Origin of the sequence: Carboxylicivirga caseinilyticus (assembly GCF_050589785.1) — a bacterium.
Lineage (GTDB): Bacteria > Bacteroidota > Bacteroidia > Bacteroidales > Marinilabiliaceae > Carboxylicivirga > Carboxylicivirga caseinilyticus.
Genome location: NZ_JBNGOX010000002.1, coordinates 157,202 through 178,132 on the forward strand (window position 1 = coordinate 157,202; position 20,931 = coordinate 178,132).

At 38.0% G+C, this 20,931-nt stretch carries 17 protein-coding genes; 12 read left to right on the forward strand and 5 right to left on the reverse strand.

The window, feature by feature from the left end:
- Positions 1–2: 2 nt before the first annotated feature.
- The 6 genes from ACRD62_RS01795 (at position 3) to ACRD62_RS01820 (ending at position 8,268) form a co-directional block, all read left to right on the forward strand.
- Positions 3–1,289 carry a glycosyltransferase gene (locus tag ACRD62_RS01795; protein WP_430818404.1) on the forward strand — a complete coding sequence of 429 codons (1,287 nt, stop codon included), beginning with the start codon at positions 3–5 and terminating at the stop codon, positions 1,287–1,289.
- A gap of 15 nt (positions 1,290–1,304) precedes the next feature.
- Complete coding sequence (locus tag ACRD62_RS01800) at positions 1,305–2,603, forward strand: glycoside hydrolase family 57 protein (protein WP_430818405.1); 1,299 nt, start codon at positions 1,305–1,307, stop codon at positions 2,601–2,603.
- 64 nt (positions 2,604–2,667) lie between these two features.
- The gene (locus ACRD62_RS01805) at positions 2,668–2,973 is read left to right on the forward strand and encodes an isoamylase early set domain-containing protein (RefSeq protein ID WP_430818406.1); all 306 of its coding nucleotides are present in this window, start codon (positions 2,668–2,670) and stop codon (positions 2,971–2,973) included.
- 42 nt (positions 2,974–3,015) lie between these two features.
- Positions 3,016–7,251 (forward strand): alpha-glucan family phosphorylase, encoded by a 4,236-nt coding sequence (gene glgP / locus ACRD62_RS01810; RefSeq protein ID WP_430818407.1) that lies wholly within the window; start codon positions 3,016–3,018, stop codon positions 7,249–7,251.
- 117 nt (positions 7,252–7,368) lie between these two features.
- On the forward strand, positions 7,369–7,788 hold the full coding sequence (locus ACRD62_RS01815; protein WP_430818408.1) for a hypothetical protein: 420 nt from the start codon (positions 7,369–7,371) through the stop codon (positions 7,786–7,788).
- Between the two features lie 147 nt (positions 7,789–7,935).
- Positions 7,936–8,268, forward strand: a complete 333-nt coding sequence (locus ACRD62_RS01820; RefSeq protein WP_430818409.1) for a ribosomal maturation YjgA family protein — start codon at positions 7,936–7,938, stop codon at positions 8,266–8,268.
- Here ACRD62_RS01820 and ybaK read toward each other — a convergent pair.
- The 5 genes from ybaK to kdsB all read right to left on the reverse strand — a co-directional run bounded on the left by ybaK (position 8,265) and on the right by kdsB (position 15,336).
- Positions 8,265–8,732, reverse strand: a complete 468-nt coding sequence (gene ybaK, locus ACRD62_RS01825; RefSeq protein WP_430818410.1) for a Cys-tRNA(Pro) deacylase — start codon at positions 8,730–8,732, stop codon at positions 8,265–8,267. The genes ACRD62_RS01820 and ybaK overlap by 4 nt on opposite strands.
- 100 nt (positions 8,733–8,832) lie before the next feature.
- A complete protein-coding gene (locus ACRD62_RS01830; protein WP_430818411.1) occupies positions 8,833–10,542 on the reverse strand; it encodes a M14 family metallopeptidase in 1,710 nt (569 codons plus the stop codon).
- Between the two features lie 6 nt (positions 10,543–10,548).
- The gene (locus ACRD62_RS01835; RefSeq protein ID WP_430818412.1) at positions 10,549–12,354 is read right to left on the reverse strand and encodes a DUF8731 domain-containing protein; all 1,806 of its coding nucleotides are present in this window, start codon (positions 12,352–12,354) and stop codon (positions 10,549–10,551) included.
- 213 nt (positions 12,355–12,567) lie between these two features.
- A complete protein-coding gene (locus tag ACRD62_RS01840) occupies positions 12,568–14,571 on the reverse strand; it encodes an alpha amylase C-terminal domain-containing protein (RefSeq protein ID WP_430818413.1) in 2,004 nt (667 codons plus the stop codon).
- A gap of 3 nt (positions 14,572–14,574) precedes the next feature.
- Positions 14,575–15,336, reverse strand: a complete 762-nt coding sequence (gene kdsB / locus ACRD62_RS01845; RefSeq protein WP_430818414.1) for a 3-deoxy-manno-octulosonate cytidylyltransferase — start codon at positions 15,334–15,336, stop codon at positions 14,575–14,577.
- Between the two features lie 168 nt (positions 15,337–15,504).
- Here kdsB and ACRD62_RS01850 point away from each other — a divergent pair, with 168 nt between their 5' ends.
- The 6 genes from ACRD62_RS01850 (at position 15,505) to groL (ending at position 20,849) form a co-directional block, all read left to right on the forward strand.
- Entirely contained in the window at positions 15,505–16,752 is a 1,248-nt protein-coding gene (locus ACRD62_RS01850; RefSeq protein ID WP_430818415.1) for a sigma-54 interaction domain-containing protein, read from the forward strand.
- 12 nt (positions 16,753–16,764) lie between these two features.
- Complete coding sequence (locus ACRD62_RS01855) at positions 16,765–17,277, forward strand: LptE family protein (protein WP_430818416.1); 513 nt, start codon at positions 16,765–16,767, stop codon at positions 17,275–17,277.
- Between the two features lie 9 nt (positions 17,278–17,286).
- Entirely contained in the window at positions 17,287–18,225 is a 939-nt protein-coding gene (locus ACRD62_RS01860) for a tetratricopeptide repeat protein (RefSeq protein WP_430818417.1), read from the forward strand.
- A 10-nt stretch (positions 18,226–18,235) separates the two neighbouring features.
- Positions 18,236–18,589 (forward strand): preprotein translocase subunit SecG, encoded by a 354-nt coding sequence (secG, locus tag ACRD62_RS01865; RefSeq protein WP_321405707.1) that lies wholly within the window; start codon positions 18,236–18,238, stop codon positions 18,587–18,589.
- A 249-nt stretch (positions 18,590–18,838) separates the two neighbouring features.
- A complete protein-coding gene (locus ACRD62_RS01870; RefSeq protein ID WP_430818418.1) occupies positions 18,839–19,117 on the forward strand; it encodes a co-chaperone GroES in 279 nt (92 codons plus the stop codon).
- A 91-nt stretch (positions 19,118–19,208) separates the two neighbouring features.
- A complete protein-coding gene (groL, locus tag ACRD62_RS01875) occupies positions 19,209–20,849 on the forward strand; it encodes a chaperonin GroEL (RefSeq protein WP_430818419.1) in 1,641 nt (546 codons plus the stop codon).
- Positions 20,850–20,931: the final 82 nt, after the last annotated feature.

Below are 20,931 nucleotides of genomic sequence, written 5' to 3' on the forward strand. Positions count from 1 at the left end.
CTATGAGAGTACTTATGTTTGGATGGGAATTCCCTCCCCATATTTCGGGAGGATTAGGTACAGCCTGTTATGGGCTTACCAAGGGAATTGCCCATATCCCCGATTTGGATGTAATTTTTGTCGTTCCAAAAGCGTTTGGAGATGAAGATCAATCAACCATGCAGCTGGTTGGTGCAAATAAAGTTCCAATCAAACATCGAAAACTGAATGTCAGTCAATTTTCTAAGACCTTGGATTATATTGAAGTAAGTTCAAAATTGGTTCCTTATGTCGATCCGGATGAATTCTGGAAATTGCAGAGTTATGAAGTGAGTACTATGCATAAATTTGTTCAGACTGACGAATCTGGTCTCGTTCAGTTTACCGGTACCTATGGTCCAAATCTTCTGAAAGAGATTGCTGATTACGCGATCATTGCCAATTTAATAGCTCAGGATCATGAATTTGATATAATACATGCACACGACTGGCTTACCTACCCGGCAGGTATTGCTGCGAAAGAGGCTACTGGTAAACCTTTGGTTGTGCATGTTCATGCCACTGATTTTGACAGAAGTGGAGGAAGTGTTAACCCAACCGTTTACGAAATAGAAAAACGTGGAATGGAAGCTGCTGATAAAGTAATAACAGTTAGCAACCTAACCCGAAACATTGTAATTGAAAAATATGGCATCCCCGAAGATAAAGTAGTGACAGTTTACAATGCTGTTGAGCCAAATCATAATGAAATCCCTGTTCCATTTCAAAAGAAGGTTGGCGAGAAGATTGTTACCTTTTTAGGTAGAATCACAATGCAGAAAGGCCCAGAGTACTTTATTGAAGTCGCCAACGCCGTTCTAAAAAGAGTTGACAATGTGCGATTTGTGATGGCTGGAAGTGGCGACATGATGGAAAAGATGATTCGAAGAGCTGCCAGTCTGAACATTACTGATAAATTCCATTTTACAGGGTTTTTAAAAGGTGATGATGTATTTCATATGCTTCGCATGAGCGATTTATACGTTATGCCATCTGTTTCTGAACCCTTTGGCATCTCCCCTCTTGAAGCAATGCAAAGCTCTGTTCCTGTGCTGATTTCAAATCAATCAGGAGTAGCAGAAATACTAACTTATGCGATTAAAACCAATTTCTGGGATATTGAAGCCATGGCCGACGCTATCCATGGTATTGTAAGCTACCCGGCACTTTCAAAGATGTTTATTAAACATGGAAAAGAAGAAGTTGACTCATTAAAATGGGAAAACTCAGCCAGAAAAGTGAAATTAGTTTACGACAGTGTTTTACCCTAAAGAAAACCACAGACTATGAGAAATATTTGCTTTTATTTTCAGGTACATCAACCATTCAGATTCAGAAGATACCGTTTTTTTGATATTGGCCAGGACCATTATTACTATGATGATTATACCAACGAATCGGTATTAGACAAGGTAAAAACCAAGTGCTATTTACCAACTAATGAATTATTGTTAAAGCTCTTAAAAAAGTACAAAGGTAAATTTAAAATAGCCTTTTCTATTTCCGGCGTTGCGTTGGATCAATTCAGACTATATGCACCCGAAGTAATCGAAAGTTTCAAAGAATTGGTGGATACTGGTGATGTTGAATTACTGGCTGAGACATATTCGCATTCTTTGGTTGCTCTAAAAGACGAGAAGGAATTTAAGCGTCAGGTAAAACAACATGCTCAAACTGTAAAAGAACTTTTTGGGTACAAACCTAAAGTATTTCGAAACACTGAATTGATCTACTCTGATGAAATAGGTCAAATGGTCAAAACATTGGGATACGAAGGTATGCTAACCGAAGGGGCCAAACACATATTAGGTTGGAAAAGCCCTAACTTTCTTTATTGTAACGCCATCGATCCTAAATTAAAAGTATTGCTTAAAAACTTTGTTTTAAGTGACGACATTGCATTTCGCTTTGGTAACAAAGGATGGTGCGAATGGCCTTTAACAACTCAGAAATATGTTGACTGGCTTGCTCAACTGGATAAGAAAGAAGAAATCATAAACCTGTTTATGGATTACGAAACCTTTGGAGAACACCAATGGAAAGAAACAGGAATTTTTGAATTTTTAGAAGATTTACCAGAAAAGGTCATCAAACATAAAAAGCTTCAGTTTGTTACCCCTTCAGAAGCGATTGAGAAGTTACAACCCGTTTCGTCCGTGCATGTTCCACATCCAATTAGCTGGGCTGATGAAGAACGTGATTTAACTGCCTGGCTAGGTAATGAAATGCAAAAGGAAGCTTTTGATAAACTATATTCGCTTTTGCCAAAAATTAATCAATGCGAAGACGAAAAGCTGTTGAAAGACTGGCAATATCTTCAGGTTAGCGATCATTTTTATTACATGAGTACTAAATTCTTTTCCGATGGAGAAGTGCATGCATATTTTAATCCTTATGAAACGCCTTATGAAGCATTTATAAACTATATGAATGTATTGAGTGATTTCACACTGCGATTAAATGCAGCCATTCCAGAATCAAATATAGAACAGGAATTAGCTAACCTGTCGCGTATAATTGAAAAGAAAGACAAAAAAATAAAACAACTGGAGAAACAATTAAAATCCACAACTAATAAAATTTAAAACAACAATCCTCAATTATAGTAACACACAGGCAACTTGACTTATTAACCTTAAACTTTTTATCATGAGTATTAAGAAACAGTACCTAAAAAGTCGACCTGAATGTAAAGTGACCTTTAAATTAGGCAAATTAAACAATGTTGAATCCGTAAACATTGTTGGTAGTTTCAACAATTGGAGCCCTACTGAAACAAGTATGGAAAAACTTAAAAACGGATCTTTTTCTCAAACCTGCTACCTAGAAACAGGTGTTGATGTTCAATTTCGTTATTTGATTGATAATAAGACATGGATGACCGAAGAGGAAGCTGATGATTTTGTCGAGACTGGAATGGGCGACGATCAGCTGAATGCGGTTATCAAACTGTGAAGAAAGAGTTGACCTATTGGTCGGAAAACAAAAAACAGAGGTATGATTAGTAGCTTTTTAAAGCCCGACTATATTTTTGAAACAAGTTGGGAAGTGTGCAATAAAATGGGCGGCATACATACGGTTTTAGCCACCAAAGCACAAACGTTGGTGCAGGAGTTTCAGGACAAAGTGATTTATATAGGTCCTGATGTTTGGAGGGGTACACCTACAAACCCTGAATTTTTAGAGGAAAACAGCCTTTTTCCGGATTGGAAAGATGAGCTACAACAGGAAGGAATTGCGGTTAGAATAGGAAGATGGAATATTGTTGGAAGACCAATAGTAGTTTTAGTTGACTTCACCTCTTTCATGCAAATGAAAGATGATATACTTGCAAAGTATTGGGAATGGTTTGCAGTTGACAGTATTAGTGGGCAATGGGATTACATCGAATCGGTTTTGTTTGGATATGCTTCAGGAAAGGTAATCGAAAGTTTTTATCGTTACTTCCTGGGAATGAACGACAAGGTAATTGCTCATTACCATGAATGGATGACCGGATCCGGAGCTTTATATCTAAATAAAGCATTACCTCAGGTTGGTACTATTTTTACAACACATGCAACTGTTGTGGGCCGTTCACTTGCTGGTAATGGATATGCTTTTTATGACAGCTTAACCGAATATGATGGAGATACAAAGGCACAGGACCTTCACATTGTGGCGAAGCACTCGATGGAAAAGAAAGCAGCAGTTAATGTTGATTGCTTCACAACCGTTTCTGAAATCACTGCCAGAGAATGTAAACAGTTTCTGACCCGTGAAGTAGATGTTGTAACTCCCAATGGTTTTGAAGAAGATTTTGTTCCCAAAGGAGAAGATTTTGATCAGAAAAGATCCATCGCCCGTAATAAACTGAAAGAAGTTGCAGAAGCTCTTTTGGGCTACGAACTATCTTCAGATGCTATGTTTATTGCTAATAGTGGACGCTATGAGTTTAAGAACAAGGGTATCGACGTTTTTATGGATACTCTTCAAAAACTAAACGAACCTCAGGCATTGGATCGTGAAGTAGTTGCTTTTGTACTGATTCCAGCTAACTCCTATGGCCCTCGGAAAGACTTAATTGAGAAATTGGAAAGCAAAGATAAAAACCATCTGCTTGACAATCCTTTTTTAACCCATGGCCTGAATGATCTGGGTTATGACCCTATCATCAATAAAATACAAGATACCCACCTAAATAACGAACAAGGTGATAAAGTTAAACTGATATTTGTTCCTTCCTATCTCAAAGGTGATGATGGTATTTTCAATATGCCATACTACGATCTTTTGATTGGTATGGATTTAACCGTTTTCCCTTCTTATTACGAACCTTGGGGATATACTCCGGTTGAAAGTCTTGCATTTCAGATCCCAACCATTACTACGGATCTAGCGGGATTTGGATTATATGCAAGTAAATTATCTAAAGATATTACTGAAGGAGTTGCTGTTCTTCATCGTGATGATTCAAATCACAACGAAATTGTGAATGCCACAGCAGAAGTAATTAAGCAATATGCAAAACTTGGTAGTGATGATGTTGCATTAAGTAGAAGCAAAGCGAATGACATAGCAGATTCGGTTGCCTGGGATGCATTAATAAAGCATTATTACAATGCTTTTGACATTGCTTTAAAAGCTGTTGAAAGTAGAAAAGATTCGATAAGTCCACTTCAGAAAGATGCAAGAATCAGAACTAAACCGCAACCATCATCTCAGCCAAAGTGGAAAAAGATTATCGTTAAGTCTAAACTACCTGAGTCTCTTGCTCCCCTTCAGGAGTTAAGTCACAACTTATGGTGGTCGTGGAATTATCAGGCAACAGAGCTATACGAAGAAATAGATGGAGAGCTTTGGTCTGAAGTCAAGAAAAATCCAATGTTACTGCTTGAAAAAGTACCATATGACAGATTAAGTACTTTAGCAAAGGATGAGCAATACGTTAGTAAAGTAAATAAGGTATACTCCATGTTTACAAAATATATGGAAAGACCTTATTGCGACAGCCCTTCTATTTCCTATTTCAGTATGGAATATGGAATTAACGATATCCTGAAGATATACTCAGGTGGATTGGGTGTATTGGCCGGAGATTATCTGAAAGAAGCAAGTGACTGTGCTGTCAATATGGTAGCCGTAGGTTTATTATATCGATATGGATATTTTAAACAAGCCCTGTCGCTAAGTGGTGAACAGATGGCGCTTTATGATGCACAGGAATTCTCAAGTCTGCCTCTCGACGAAGTTAGAAATGAAGATGGTTCGTTGGTTGAAGTTGCTCTTAATATGCCTGGGCGCACAGTTTACGCCAAAGTTTGGAAAGCAATGGTTGGGCGTATTCCGTTATATTTACTAGATACCGATGTTGCTAAAAACAATCAGCAGGATAAAGACATCACTCATAGCCTGTATGGAGGTGACTGGGAAAATCGTCTAAAACAAGAGATATTACTTGGTATGGGTGGAATGCGCATGTTGAATGAACTTGGTATTAACAATCAGGTTTATCACTGCAACGAAGGTCACGCTGCTCTTATCAACATTCAGCGAATGATTGATTTAATTGAAAGTAAGTTTACTTACAATGAAGCAATGGAACTGGTTCGCGCCTCTTCATTGTTTACAACTCATACCCCTGTGCCTGCAGGACACGATAAATTTGATGAAGATCTGCTACGTGTATATATGCGTCACATCCCTGAGAAGCTAAATGTTTCGTGGGATGATTTCATGGATCTGGGACGAGAAAACCCTGGTGATAAAGGTGAGAAATTCAGCATGAGTAACCTGGCGGCAAAAACATCTCAGGAGATGAACGGAGTTAGCTGGTTGCATGGTGAAGTATCTAAAGATATGTTCCAAAATCTGTGGAAAGGATTCTATCCACAGGAGCTTCATATCGGATATGTAACCAATGGAGTGCATTACGGAACATGGACTGCTAAAGATATGAGGGTATTTTATGAGACTCAGTTCGATGATGACTTCATGACTGATCTTGCCAATAAAAAATACTGGGAACATATTCAGAGTTTATCTGACGGTAAAATATGGTCGATAAGAAAAGATCTTAAGAAAAAACTGATTGATTATATTAAAGACCGTACTTACGAAAACTTATCTACCACACATTCTGATCCATCTACTATTTACGAGGTGATGGAAAAGTTGGATGAAAACTCTTTAACCATTGGTTTCGCACGCCGATTTGCCACTTACAAAAGGGCTCACCTGTTATTTACTGATACAGAAAGATTAGCCCGGATTGTTAATAATCCTGATCGTCCAGTTCAGTTTATATTTTCAGGTAAAGCACACCCTGCTGATGGTGGTGGTCAATCGTTGATCAAGCACATTGTTGAAATCTCGCGTCGCCCTGAGTTTATTGGAAAAATTGTTTTCCTTGAAAACTATGACATGGATATGGCTAAACGTTTGGTTAGTGGTGTAGATGTTTGGTTAAATACTCCAACCCGTCCATTGGAAGCATCCGGTACATCAGGACAGAAAGCCGAAATGAATGGTGTACTTAACTTCAGCGTATTAGACGGATGGTGGTACGAAGGATATCGCGAAAATGCAGGATGGGCACTTACTGACAAACGTACATACGAGAACCAGAATTACCAGGATGAATTGGATGCCGCTGTAATATACAGTATCCTCGAAAATGAGTTGATTCCTGCTTATTACGAACAGGATGATGACGGAATTTCTGCCAAATGGATGCAATATGTGAAGAATTCAATATCATCCATTGCACCTGACTATACAACCAAACGTATGATGGATGATTACCGCAGTCGTTTTTACGATCCAATGGGTAAACGTCTGAAGACTCTGATTGAAGATGATTATAAGATTGCACGTGAGTTGGCAGCATGGAAGCGTAAGGTTTTGTTAAACTGGGATCATGTTGATGTACTGGAAATTGATTTACCGGATATCGGTCGTCAGGAACTTGGAATTGGAGAAGAGTACTCTATTCATGTGGCTATAGATCTTAAACAGTTGTATGGTATTGATGTTGGACTGGAGATGGTTGTTGTTGATGGAAATGATGATGCAAGTCCTAAAACAGTTCATACACATGCTTTCGACCTGGTAAAAGAGGAAGGAACAAAAATTCATTATCAACTTAAACATACCCTTAATTTACCGGGAGTATTTAAGTTTGGAATAAGAATGTATCCGACACATGATCATCTGCCCCACAGGCAAGATTTTAGTATTATGCGATGGTTATAATATTCACAAGGGGCTTCGGCCCCTTTTTTTTGTTTGCTATTGACTTCCTGAATTATTTTTAGAAACTTGATTTACAATTCATTCCAACAAATTAAACCCAGATAATCTAAAAATAAGATGAACTCAAGAAACATTAAGCTTATCGTCTTTCTTGCCCTGCTCATTCATGGCATAGGGCATTTTCAAGGAGTAGTTGCCAGTTTAGGTGTTAAAATTAATAAGGCTGACCCTGCTAAGTCATGGTTGTTTAAAGACTTTAGTGAAAGAACCAATAAAACAATTTGTTTCATCCTATTTCTCACAACAGGAGTATTAGGAATCTTAACAGCACTTGGTTTTAAAGACATATTGGTTGCAAATGAAAGCTGGCAAACACTTGCAGTTATTACTGCATTTTTATCTACAACCTGCCTCATTATTTTTCCCAATGGATTCGCACTGTTTTTTAATAAGGTTGGAGCCATTGCTGTTAATCTCTTTATCTATTATTCAATTTTATTCGCTCAAAAATGGCCGACAGAAATCTTTCAGGAGTGAAAGATTGGCAATTAATTTTTCCGGCTTAATGAATAACAGATGATGAATGTTACCTATCTTCATCAACTATTTAAAGATTCCATGAAATTATTCACAAAGCCAAGACTTATATACCTATTCTCAACTTTAGTACTAATCTTTTTCGGATTGTATATAAGATCAGAATATATAACTATCACCGAATTGATTGAACCCTATATCGGGGATATCATCTGGGGAGCCATGGTATTTTGTTTTTTCGGGGTGTTATTTCCAAAATTAGCGCTATATAAACGGTTATTGGCTGCTTTAATTTTTTCATATCTAATCGAGTTCTCACAATTAATGAAATATGATTGGATTGAAACACTTCGCAGTTATAAAATCATTGCTTTGGTAATTGGTTATGACTATTCAACAAGTGATCTGATCTGTTACTCCATTGGTATTGGAACTGCTTACCTAATTAATAGAAGAATCTTGAGGTACATTATATCCTAAATTAACTCACCAACTTCCATCCGTGCAAAGTCAATTAAATTTTTGGGATTTAATTTGATCTGCATACCACGTTGGCCGGCACTGATAAAGATGAAATCAAAATCTAAACACGAATGATGAATATAATTAGGATAAGGTTTTTTCATACCAATTGGTGTGCATCCTCCTCTGATATATCCGGTAAGAGGCAGTAATTCTTTCATCTGAATCATTTCGGCTTTTTTATTACCCGAAATTTTGGCAGCTTTTTTTAAATCCACCTCATCATTCCCGGGAATCACACAAACGAAAACTCCTGTTTTATCACCCCGTAAGACCAATGTTTTAAAAACCTGTTCTACATTCTGTCCCAATTTAGAAGCAACCGTTGGAGCACTTAAATCCGTTTCATCAACAGTATATTCAACTGTTTCGTATTTTATCTTTTGCTTATCAAGTAACCGAATAGCATTGGTCTTTTTCATTTCTGTTTATTATGTCATAAAAATACATCGAAATTTTTCGTTTAAACGAAAAAAGAGGAAATGCTTCCACTTCCTCCTTTTTTTTATGAATTGTGTTTGACTACAGCATTATAGTTTTACTCAATTTTCCAGCCTTCACCGAGTTGTATTCAATGGTAATTTTACCACTTCCTTCCACAATAAACTCATATTCTTTTTTATCAAACCCCGGAACTGTCACAAATTGAATCTCAGGTTTATATTCTTTATACTTCACATCATCCAGCAATAAATTAGTGATCTGACCACCCGTAATTACTTTTGCACCCTTGATCGAAAGCTGATCTTGTGGGAAAAGTTTTTCTTTAACCGAAATACCTGTTAAACTTGGCATTCCTTTAGCATTGGTTAATCTCACACGTACTCTCTTTAACTTGCCATCCAGCTTTTGAATATCAAAAACATCCATCGTAACTTCTGGTGTTTGCTCGGCCGCGAATAAGATAACAGATGCATTTCGATGCACCAGATCATTGAGCATAAAAGGATGTGGCAAACGGTTACTCATCTTAACCCAACCGCCAATTTCAATCTCACCATACTGCGGATGATTAAATTTAACCCATGGTTTGTATAATTCACCTAAACCAAGATGATCGTTAAACTTTAATTTTTCCCTGTTTGATTCATCTCTGTCCTCCTCTGGTTTTGTAATATCCTTGCGATAAGTTTCCTGCGAACCCATGAACAACTCTCCAACAAATGTGTAAGCGCCACAAATATTATACATAAACTCTCCGTAATCACCTGTTGTTGGATACAATTCCCATGAAGGCATATATCGATATCCGGGTGTCATCTTTTCAGCATTCTGGCCAAGATAATCGTAAAGTTTAACATCAACAGGGGCAAGTGTTTCATCTTTTACAGCCGGGCCACGAAGCCACATACCACCATAATTATGAAACATAAATGCCATAATGATATTGGGTCGTTTCATCACATACTCAGACAAAGCTTTTAATCCAACACCCGACAATGGGTACAATCCCGAACCTCTCTCAATATAATTGGGATTCCAACGATATCCCCAGTTACGGTTTGGATCGAGATATCCTTCTGCATCTTCATTAAATCTTCCGTCTCCGTCATTATCAATACCTTCACTTCCCAACAATGTCCATTCACCTTTTTCACCCGGCTTAACCCTTACCATCAGACGTTCATCTTCAGGGTCTGTTTTATATTTCCCAAAAGGATCGCGAATTCGCATCTGGCAAATGCTTCCATCGCCATCCAGATCATCATAGGTATCTTCATCCAGTAATCCATCCTTATCGTCATCACGAGGGACACGCAGGCTCCGGCTACTATGCATGGTATTGGCATCATTGAAAAAATGAGCACGCCCATCAACATTTACAACAGGTACTATGTAATGCACATTTTTATCAACCACTTTTTTGATTCGTTCATTTTCGTTGTACTTAGTCAACAGCATATTGGCATAATACAAACAGACCTCACCAGCCTGAATTTCATTACCATGAATATTACCATCCACATAGATGCCCGGCTTATCCGACTCTTTTCCGGTGGCTTCATTGTTTATGGTCAAGGCATAAATGTCGCGACCTTCTTCACTTTGTCCCACCACATCAAGCGATGTTAATTTAGGATAGGCCTGATGCAATGCTTTTAACGCCTCGGTTACCTCATCATAGTTGTAGTAAAAATCGAAACGTAACGGCACTTCAATCTTATGTTGTTCATTTTGTGCCATTATGTGATGACCTATCATCACCAATAAAACTAAAAGTATATTCTTCATGGCAGATTATTTTTCGATTTTAACTTCTTGTTCAATATTTACAATTGCAGGACAACTTGTTGCCAACTTCAATACGTCAGACTTACCAGCCTTGATCACCCAAACTAATTTTTGTGCATGGTGACTTTGAACGGATTTAACCCTCACTCTTTCTTTTCCTTCAATGATAGATAATCCATCACCTTTAAGAGTGACCATTAATGGTGCCGGTTGCTGATTGATTTGTCCCATATAGGTAGGATATGGCAGATTTCCGATATTTTCAAGATAAGTCTCCAAACGGTAGACTCCTCCACCCAAAGGGCTAAGTTTTGTGCCAACGAATTTAAATGCAGGTAGCTCACTACAAATACTGGCAAGGGCCGGAATTTGTTTGGCAAGAATTGAAGCGATACTATCCTCAACAGGTGTATTATCCATAAACGGAATCAAACCTCCAATTTCAACTTCGCCCAACTGTGGATGATTATAAACCTGCCAATCTACAAAAGCTTTTTGATTCGTGTTTTTATAATATTCCAGCAATTGCTCTTCTTTGCCTGGCTTTGCTTTTTTAGTTGCTTCAACCTTATCCTTTTTAGTTTTCGTGGTGTCGCTTTTTATTTCAGGTGTCCAAAGATTTACACTTAGTGATGGCACTCCCAATTGAAAGTAGGCCCATAACTCTATCGATCCATTCAACGGATCTTCCGGTTTGATCCTTTTAGTCTGATATCCTTGCTTTTTAAGGTTTGTCTGGTATTTTTTTGAAAGATCTTTATAGAACGAAAGATCTTGTTTCTGAAAATCAGTCAGGGCCTTCTCCATTAGCATTCCAACTACATCTGACTCCTCAATGTCGTATTCAGGATGTGCATCACTAATGGCCTTCACAACCTCTTTCACCGAATAGGTTTGCTGAGGCGATAGCCCTGATATACGGGCAATGCGGCTATTTAACTTTACTTTTTCCGGATCAAATCCTCCTTTACCTGGCTCCGGTATATTGGTTAGTAACGAAGACTCTCCTAAAGTAATACACATATTTATCTCCGGATGATCATATATAAACTTCATTATTCCATATGTCTCACTTGCATAACCAGGCCATAATCCCGAAACTTTATCAAAGTATTTAAAAGCATGTGGGAAGTTTATCCCCGGATTAATTCCGCCCAAACCATCTTCATTAAATAAACCATCTCCATCATTATCGGTACCTTCAGAGTACAATGTCCATCCTCCATCTCCATCTTCATCCTTTGTCATCAAAAGCGAATCGGTTTTTGAAATTGAATACTCACCATCTGGTTTTTTAACACGCATCATGGTAATAAAGCCATCTCCATTCAAATCTTCCACACCATCTTCGTTGGTTTGCTCATCCATATCATCGTTGACAGCAAAAGCATTTTTAGGCGATTTGATTTTTGAAACGGCAAAAAAGTTCTGGGCAGCATCAGGATTACCAACAGGAAGAATGTACCATTTTAACTCTTTATTAAGTTCTTTGTGTGCCGTTAGATACTCAGTAAGGTACAAGGCTCCTTCGGTCGAAAGAGGATTTACACCCTGCATATTGGCAGCTACAAAAACTGCCGGTACATTTTTAAGATCAGCACCAACCTCAATTACTGTCAATTGATTACTTCCAGGACTAGTGGCAATGTTATGCAGTTTTACCTTTCCATTGGATTGATCTTTAATACTTTTAAGTAAGGTTGTGATTTCACTCGTCTTATGATAAGATTTAAAGTGTTCTTCCTTCTGAGCTTTAATCGGAATTGATAGAAGCATTAGGCCGGCCAGGAAGAAGCCAACATGTTTTTGCATAGATTAAATATTAACATTATTAATATAATGCAGCATTCGATTGGGCTACATTTTTACCAGTACGTTGCGTTACGTATACTATTTGGAAAGAACCGCACCATTCAATTGTGCAATTATGAATGATGCAGCTGTAAACTTAAAATAAATGATGTTGTTAACAAAAGGCCAGCTTATTTTTTCAACTTAAAGTCAAATTAATAATACCAGGCAGAACTAATAAACACTCTTTATTTCCTGTTTTTTAATCACTAAAGCCATTCGGGCAGGCAGATACAATAACAAATGATGTTGTCCGTTGGCAATTGCCTGACTATAATACATCTGTCCTTTTTCTATTCGGTTAAATCCACCAAACTTTTCATCATCAGTTGTAAAAAGAACCTTGTATTTACCAGCATTTACTGGTATACCATAACCTGTAAATGATTGAACCGGATTAAAATTAAAAACGAATAAATAGTCACCCCTTGAAAAAGCCAACACCTGATCCGGTCCATTGTCAAAACGATGTTCCAAATATTTATCGAGAACTTTTTCTGAAGCAAAAAGATTTATAGCTGCCTCATCAAACTCATTTAATTGCTTGAATCGCAAATCAGAATTTTTCACCAGAGACCATTGACGACGGGCATACTTAAATGAAAAACCATTTCCTTCTCTTGGAAAATCGATCCATTCGGGATGGCCAAATTCATTCCCCATAAAATTTAGATATCCGCCCGAAGCTGTACCTAAAGTGATGAGGCGAATCATTTTATGTAATGCCATAGCTCTGTCAATCACAAGATTTCTCCAATGTGTTGACATGTGTTCATACATCTCCTTATCTGCCAACCTGAAAATGATAGTTTTATCGCCCACCAAGGCCTGGTCGTGCGATTCGGCATAACTGATGGTATGCTCCTCTACCCTATGCTGACTTAATTCATGATAAATTTGCCCAACATTCCAGTTTTCATCAGCCTGTTCCTTTATCAGTTTTATCCAAAAATCAGGCACACCCATTGAAAGACGATAATCAAAACCGATTCCTCCGTCCTTAATCCTACCCGCTAAACCGGGATAACCACTCATCTCCTCAGCAATGCTTATTGCATATGGTTTTACATCATGAATAAGTTGATTGGCCAGAGTGAGATAACAAAGAGCATCTTCACTGGATACACCATGAAAATAATCATCGTAACCTGTAAAGTCCTTGCCCAAACCATGGTCGTGATATATCATACTGGTAACTCCATCGAAACGAAAACCATCAAAATGAAATTCTTCAATCCAATACCTGCAGTTTGATAACAGAAAGGCTAAAACTTCTTCTTTACCATAATCGAAACATCTTGAATCCCAGGCCGGATGGTCGTACTGATCGAAATATTGGGTGCGGTCGCCATCAAAATTACTTAGTCCTTCCAACTCATTTTTCACCGAGTGTGAATGCACAATATCCATAATAACAGCAATCCCCATGTTATGAGCTGTATTAATCAGCCCTTTTAGTTCTTCAGGTGTACCAAACCTTGAACTGACAGCAAAAAAATTGGACACATGATATCCAAAGCTTCCGTAATACGGATGCTCCTGAATAGCCATCAGCTGAATGGTGTTATAACCAAGCGATTTGATATGAGGCAATACATTTTCGGTAAATTCGGTGAATGAGGCAACCTTTTCTTCCTCAGAAGACATTCCAACATGTGCCTCATAAATCAAAGGATGAAAATCATCAGACTGTATCTTAAATTTAGAATCAGACCAAGTATACTCATGTTCGGGACACCAAACCTGAGCATCAAATCCTTTGGTTGCTTCATCCTGTATCACTCTTTTAGCATAAGAAGGAATACGATGTCCGTCACCACCTTCCCAAAAAACATGCAACTTAAAATGATCTTTATGCGACAGAATATGATCAGGAATAAACAATTCCCATATTCCTTTATCCTTCCTGATAAACTGAAATCCCGGCTTGGGATTCCAACCCGTAAATTCGCCTATCAGATAAATTGCTGTTGCATTAGGTGCCCACTCTCTCAATACCCATTCGCCATTCTCCGAATGCAGTCCCATCCACTCATAGCGTGATGCAAAATGCTTAAGCCCTCCATACATTTCATTTATCTCATCCAGTTTATGAAGAAACTTTTCATGCCGTCGAATTATCTCACTTGTATGTGGTTCAAGCCATGGATCAGTTTTTATGAGGTTGGGTGTGGTCATATTTTATTGTATTATACCGGATTTTAACAGATTTTCAAGATCTTCAGGTGTATCAATGGCAACTGCCTGTTCATGGGTTTCTTCTACCCGAATGGAATAACCATTCTCAAGCCATCTCAATTGTTCTAAAGATTCGGCCAGTTCCAATTGGCCAAGGGGCAGGCGGGTTATTTCATTTAAAACATCCGAACGATACCCATACAAACCAATATGATTATAATACTGATGTTTACTAATCCAATCCTTCTCTGGTTCTGAACGCAGGTATGGAATAGGCGAGCGGCTAAAATAAAGTGCTTTTTTATCTTTACTAACCACTACTTTAGGTTTGTTGGGATTAAATAAATCTTCTGTTTTAGAAACAGGTTTAACCAACGTAGCCAGTTGAGTTTCTTCTTCATTAAAACAATTGGCAACCAAAGCAATCTGTTCGGGGCTAATAAAAGGCTCATCACCTTGTATATTTAAAACTGCATAAAACTCTTTTCCTTCTATTTTCTCAACTTTTTGTAATGCCTCTGCACACCTGTCGGTACCACTCTGATGATCAACTGAAGTCATTACTACCTTTCCTCCAAAACTCAAAACTGCCTTTTCGATGCGTTCATCATCGGTAGCAACATAAACAAAATCAAGGTGTTTTTTGGTTTGTTCATACACCCTTTGAATCATTGGTTTTCCGCCAATATCAGCCAAAGGTTTACCGGGGAAACGGGTTGAGCCAAAACGGGCGGGGATTAATCCCAGAATATTCTTTTCAATCATATAATCATCAAATCGGTTTCATGGTAAATTTAATGATATTTTCTTTCGGCTTCCTATTAACAAAAATTGTTTTGAGCTTTTCCCTGAAAAAACAATGAGAATTGTAACTTTGTCAGTCAATCTGCTAAAATTGCAGTCTAAATATTTTCGACTCAAAAAAAGTAATCCATGGATCTACAGCAAATCAAGCAAAGATTTGGCATCATAGGTAATGCATTTGGTCTCAACAGAGCCATTGATGTTGCCGTACAGGTTGCTCCAACCGACCTTTCTGTATTGATTACTGGTGAGAGTGGTACCGGTAAAGAAGTTTTTCCTCAAATCATTCATCAGAACAGTGCCCGAAAACATGGCCCTTATGTTGCCGTTAACTGCGGTGCCATTCCTGAAGGTACTATTGATTCTGAATTATTTGGCCATGAAAAAGGAGCATTTACAGGAGCTCTTTCTGATCGGAAAGGTTATTTTGAGGAAGCGAATAAAGGAACCATCTTTTTGGATGAAATTGGGGAACTTCCTTTGGCAACCCAGGTGAGACTTTTAAGAGTACTGGAAACAGGTGAATTTATGAAAGTAGGTTCATCAAAGGTTCTTAAAACAGATGTTCGTGTGGTTGCTGCCACTAATGTCGATATGGAAAAGGCAATCAAAGAAAGTAAGTTTCGCGAAGATCTGTATTATCGTTTAAACAGTGTACCCATTAAGATTCCGCCTCTACGGGATCGATCAGAAGATATTTACTTGCTATTCAGAAAATTCTCAAGTGATTTTGCCAATCGTTACCGCATGCCGGCTATCAAATTGGATGAAGACGCTAAAAAACTTTTAATGGGTTATCGCTGGCCGGGTAACATTCGTCAATTAAAAAATATCACAGAACAGATTTCTGTTATCGAACAAAAAAGAGAGATTGATGCAGAGGTTATGAGTCGTTATCTTCCTTATCATACTGGAGGTAATCTCCCAGCCTTAATCGACCAGAAAAGCATGCCTGGAGGAGCCGATTTCAATACCGAAAGAGAAATATTGTACAAAGTTTTGTTTGACATGAAACGCGACATGAACGACCTTAAAAAACTTGTTCATGGCTTACTGGAAGATGGTCCGGTTGTGGCACAAAGTGAGCATGCCAACATTGTTCAAAAGTTATATCAGAATGATGACGGTAGTTTTATAAGTGATAATAATGTGCCCACAGTTCCAACTTTTAACAATGTTTCAAACGATCAGCATACTGGTATTGAGGATACCGAAGAGTTTGTAGAAGAATCATTATCTCTGGCTGATAAAGAAATTGAACTGATAAAAAAGGCATTGGATAAATACAATGGAAAACGAAAACATGCAGCCCGTGAATTAGGTATTTCGGAGCGCACGTTATATCGTAAAATAAAAGAATATCAAATAGAAGGATAATATACTTGGAAGATGATTAAAAACATCAAAATACTAGGTGCATTGGCTCTGATCATTTCAGGATTGGTAGCCTGCAAAATTGAAATGACAATGAGTGGAGCTTCTATCCCTGAAAATATTAAAACCTTTTCGGTTCAATATTTCAACAACCGTGCTCCTTTAATTAATCCTACGTTAAGTCAGGAATTTACTGAAGGGCTTAAAGATCGTATTACGAATGAATCGCGTCTTAAGCTGGCTTCAAATAATGGGGATATTGATTTTTCGGGTGAGATCACCGGATACGACATTCGTCCTATGGCTATTCAGGCCGATGCGGTTTCGGCACAAACCCGATTGACGATGAATGTTAAGGTACGCTACAAAAATTATAAAGACCCGAAAAAGAACTGGGAATCTTCATTCTCCGCTTTTCGTGATTTTGATTCTGATCAGAACATTAATGCGGTAGAAGCTGATTTAACCAAAGAGATGGTAGAAGAAATAACTGAAAATATTTTCAACAAGGCTTTTGCCGACTGGTAGACATCACACATGAACAAAACAGAGTTTTTTGATTACGTTAACAGCCCGGATCGACTGAACAAGGATACCGTTGCTTCACTAAATGAAATTATTGAAGAGTATCCCTGGTTCCAGACGGCTCGTCTGTTGCTTGTTAAAAACCTGCATGTAATTGATCACGTAAAGTTCAATAGCGAACTAAAAACATCTGCAGCTTATATCGTTGATCGTAAACGGCTATTTGATCTGATTCATAATAATGAGATGATCAAAGAAGAGCCTGTTCAGGAAGAGGTGAAGGTAGTGGAGCAAAAAGCTGAAGAACTCGAAATTCCAAAGACAACGATTGAAGAAGAACCGGATGTCAAAAGCCGTTCTTCCATTGAAATGTCGACAAACATCAGTTCTATCAGTGATTATTTCCAGGCTGATGATGTGTATGAAACCAACGATGGAAAAACACTTGATTTTAGTAATCTTGGAATCAAATCTGATGAAGAAGAAGCTCCTGTTGTTCTGCCAAGTGCTGACTTTCTGGAATATGAATCAAGTGACTATACAGGTTATCAGTTACATCATGCAGACAACATTAATGAAGAAGAAAATCGATCATTCTCTGATTGGTTAAATGCCTTACGTCATGCTCCTGTTCAATCCAGTGAAAAAGAGACAGCTAATCCAAAGAGAAAATCACAGCAACTAATCGATAATTTCTTAAATATTGATACCCCAAAGGTTATTGCCAAACCCAATAGTAAACCTAGCAGTAACGGCAACGAACGCCATGAACAAAGTCTTAAGGAAAGTGATGATTTACTATCGGAAACATTAGCAAATATTTACATCAAGCAAAAGCATTACGAAAAAGCTATTGCTATTTATGAAAAGTTGCGTTTGAAATATCCCGAAAAAAGTGTTTACTTTGCCGAGCAAATTAGCAACCTAGAAAAAAGTATTAATAATCAATAAATAGAGAAATATGTATTCGTTTATTTCGATACTAGTTATTATAGCGAGCATCCTTCTAATCCTTATCGTTTTGGTTCAAAACTCAAAAGGTGGAGGTTTAGCTTCTAATTTTTCAGCTTCCAATCAGGTAATGGGAGTTCGAAAAACCACTGACTTCCTTGAAAAAGCTACATGGACTTTGGCTGGTGCTCTTTTAATCCTATCATTTGTTGCAGTAATGGTATTACCTAAAGCTACTGCCAGTAGTGCTGAAGTAGATGAAAAAATTAATGCATTACCACAGCAACAACAAGAAGTACCTGCATTTCCTACTCCGGCAGAAGGTGATCAAACTCAGGAAACAACTACTGAAGGCGCTGAATAGCCTAAGTAGGATGAAAATATAGTAAGCCGGTCTTTCATTGAAGGACCGGCTTTTTGTTTATACCAACACAATGTTAGCTGACAGTCACAGCTAACACATTCTGCAATTTTGACTTTTCATGACACAGCCCCGTGACAGATAACTGAAAAAAAGGCAGACTTTTTATCAAAAATACCCGTAAATTGTATTTGGCATACTTTGTGAGATTCTTGCCAGCGTAAAATAGTTTAATCTTAAAATTTAATAGATATGTCAGATTTAAAAGGTAAAGTTTTAGCCGGTAAAATTTTGGTTAAGCCACAGGAAGCTGAAACTAAAACTTCTAGTGGTATTATCATTCCTGATTCAGCAAAAGAAAAGCCATTACAGGGCGAAGTTGTTTTAGTAGGTGCTGCTAAAAAAGACGAAGAAATGGAAATTAATACAGGTGATGTTGTGCTTTATGGTAAGTATAGCGGAACTGAATTAAACATCGATGGTACTGATTACCTGTTGATGTCTCAGTCTGATGTGTTGTATATCCTTTAAAAATTAGTTAGTTAGTTTTCAGTCAGAAGACAGACGTATATATAAACGTCTAAAATACTGACATTAAGTAACGAAATTAAAAAAAATAAAAATGGCTAAAGAAATAAAATTCAATATTGAAGCTCGCGAACTATTAAAGCAAGGTGTTGACGAGTTGGCAAATGCAGTTAAAGTAACATTGGGTCCTAAAGGCCGCAACGTAATTATTGATAAGAAATTTGGTGCACCAGCCATTACAAAAGATGGTGTATCAGTTGCTAAAGAAGTTGAGTTAGCTGATCCATATGCTAATATGGGTGCTCAAATGGTTAAAGAGGTAGCTTCTAAAACAGGTGATGACGCAGGTGATGGTACTACAACTGCTACTGTTTTAGCTCAGGCAATTATCAACGTTGGTTTGAAAAACGTTACTGCAGGTGCTAATCCAATGGAATTGAAGCGTGGTATCGACAAAGCTGTTGCTGCTGTAGTGGCAAGTATTAAAGATCAATCGCAGGAAGTTGGTGAGCACAGCGAAAAAATTGAACAAGTTGCGACTATTTCGGCCAACAACGACAGTATGATCGGTAAGTTGATTGCTGAGGCAATGGAAAAAGTAAGCAAAGAAGGTGTTATCACTGTTGAAGAAGCAAAAGGTACTGATACAACTGTAGAAGTTGTTGAAGGTATGCAGTTCGACCGCGGTTATATCTCTCCATACTTTGTAACTAATACAGAGAAAATGGAAGCTGAAATGGAACATCCAATGATCTTAATCCACGACAAGAAGATTTCTACCATGAAAGATCTTCTTCCTGTTTTGGAAGCAACTGCTCAGGCTGGTCGTCCTTTGGTTATCATTGCAGAGGATGTAGATGGCGAAGCATTGGCTACATTGGTTGTTAACCGCCTACGTGGTTCATTGAAAGTTGCAGCTGTTAAAGCTCCTGGATTTGGTGACCGTCGTAAAGAAATGTTACAGGATATCGCAGTATTAACAGGTGGTACTGTAATTTCTGAAGAAACTGGTTTGAAATTAGAGAATGCTACTTTAGAAATGCTTGGAGAAGCTGAAAAAGTAACTATCGATAAAGAAAATACTACTGTTGTAAATGGTGCTGGTCAAAAAGAAGTAATTGACGGACGAGTTGCTCAAATCAAAGCTCAGATTGCAAACACAACTTCTGACTATGATCGTGAGAAATTACAAGAGCGTTTAGCTAAATTAGCTGGTGGTGTTGCTGTTCTATACGTAGGTGCTGCTTCTGAAGTTGAAATGAAAGAGAAGAAAGACCGTGTTGATGATGCATTAAGTGCAACCCGTGCTGCTGTTGAAGAAGGTATTGTTCCTGGTGGTGGTGTTGCTTTTGTTCGCGCCATTTCTACTCTTGAAGGATTAAAAGGAGAAACTGAAGACGAAACTACCGGAATTGAAATCGTTAAACGTGCTATCGAAGAGCCATTGCGTCAGATTGCATTCAACGCAGGTAAAGAAGGTGCTGTAATTGTACAAAAAGTTGCTGAAGGAACAGCTGACTTTGGATACAACGCTCGTTTCGACCGTTTTGAAAACCTATTGGAAAGCGGAGTGATCGATCCGGCTAAGGTAACTCGCGTAGCTCTTGAAAATGCTGCTTCTATTGCTGGTATGTTCTTAACTACTGAGTGTGTTTTAGTAGAAGAAAAAGAAGAAGCTCCAGCTATGCCTCCTATGGGCGGCGGAATGGGTGGCGGAATGCCAGGTATGATGTAAAATTATCATTCTTAATATAGAAAAAGGGATTCATATGAGTCCCTTTTTTTTTGTTTCTCTAAAAACGGATCATTCAAAAATT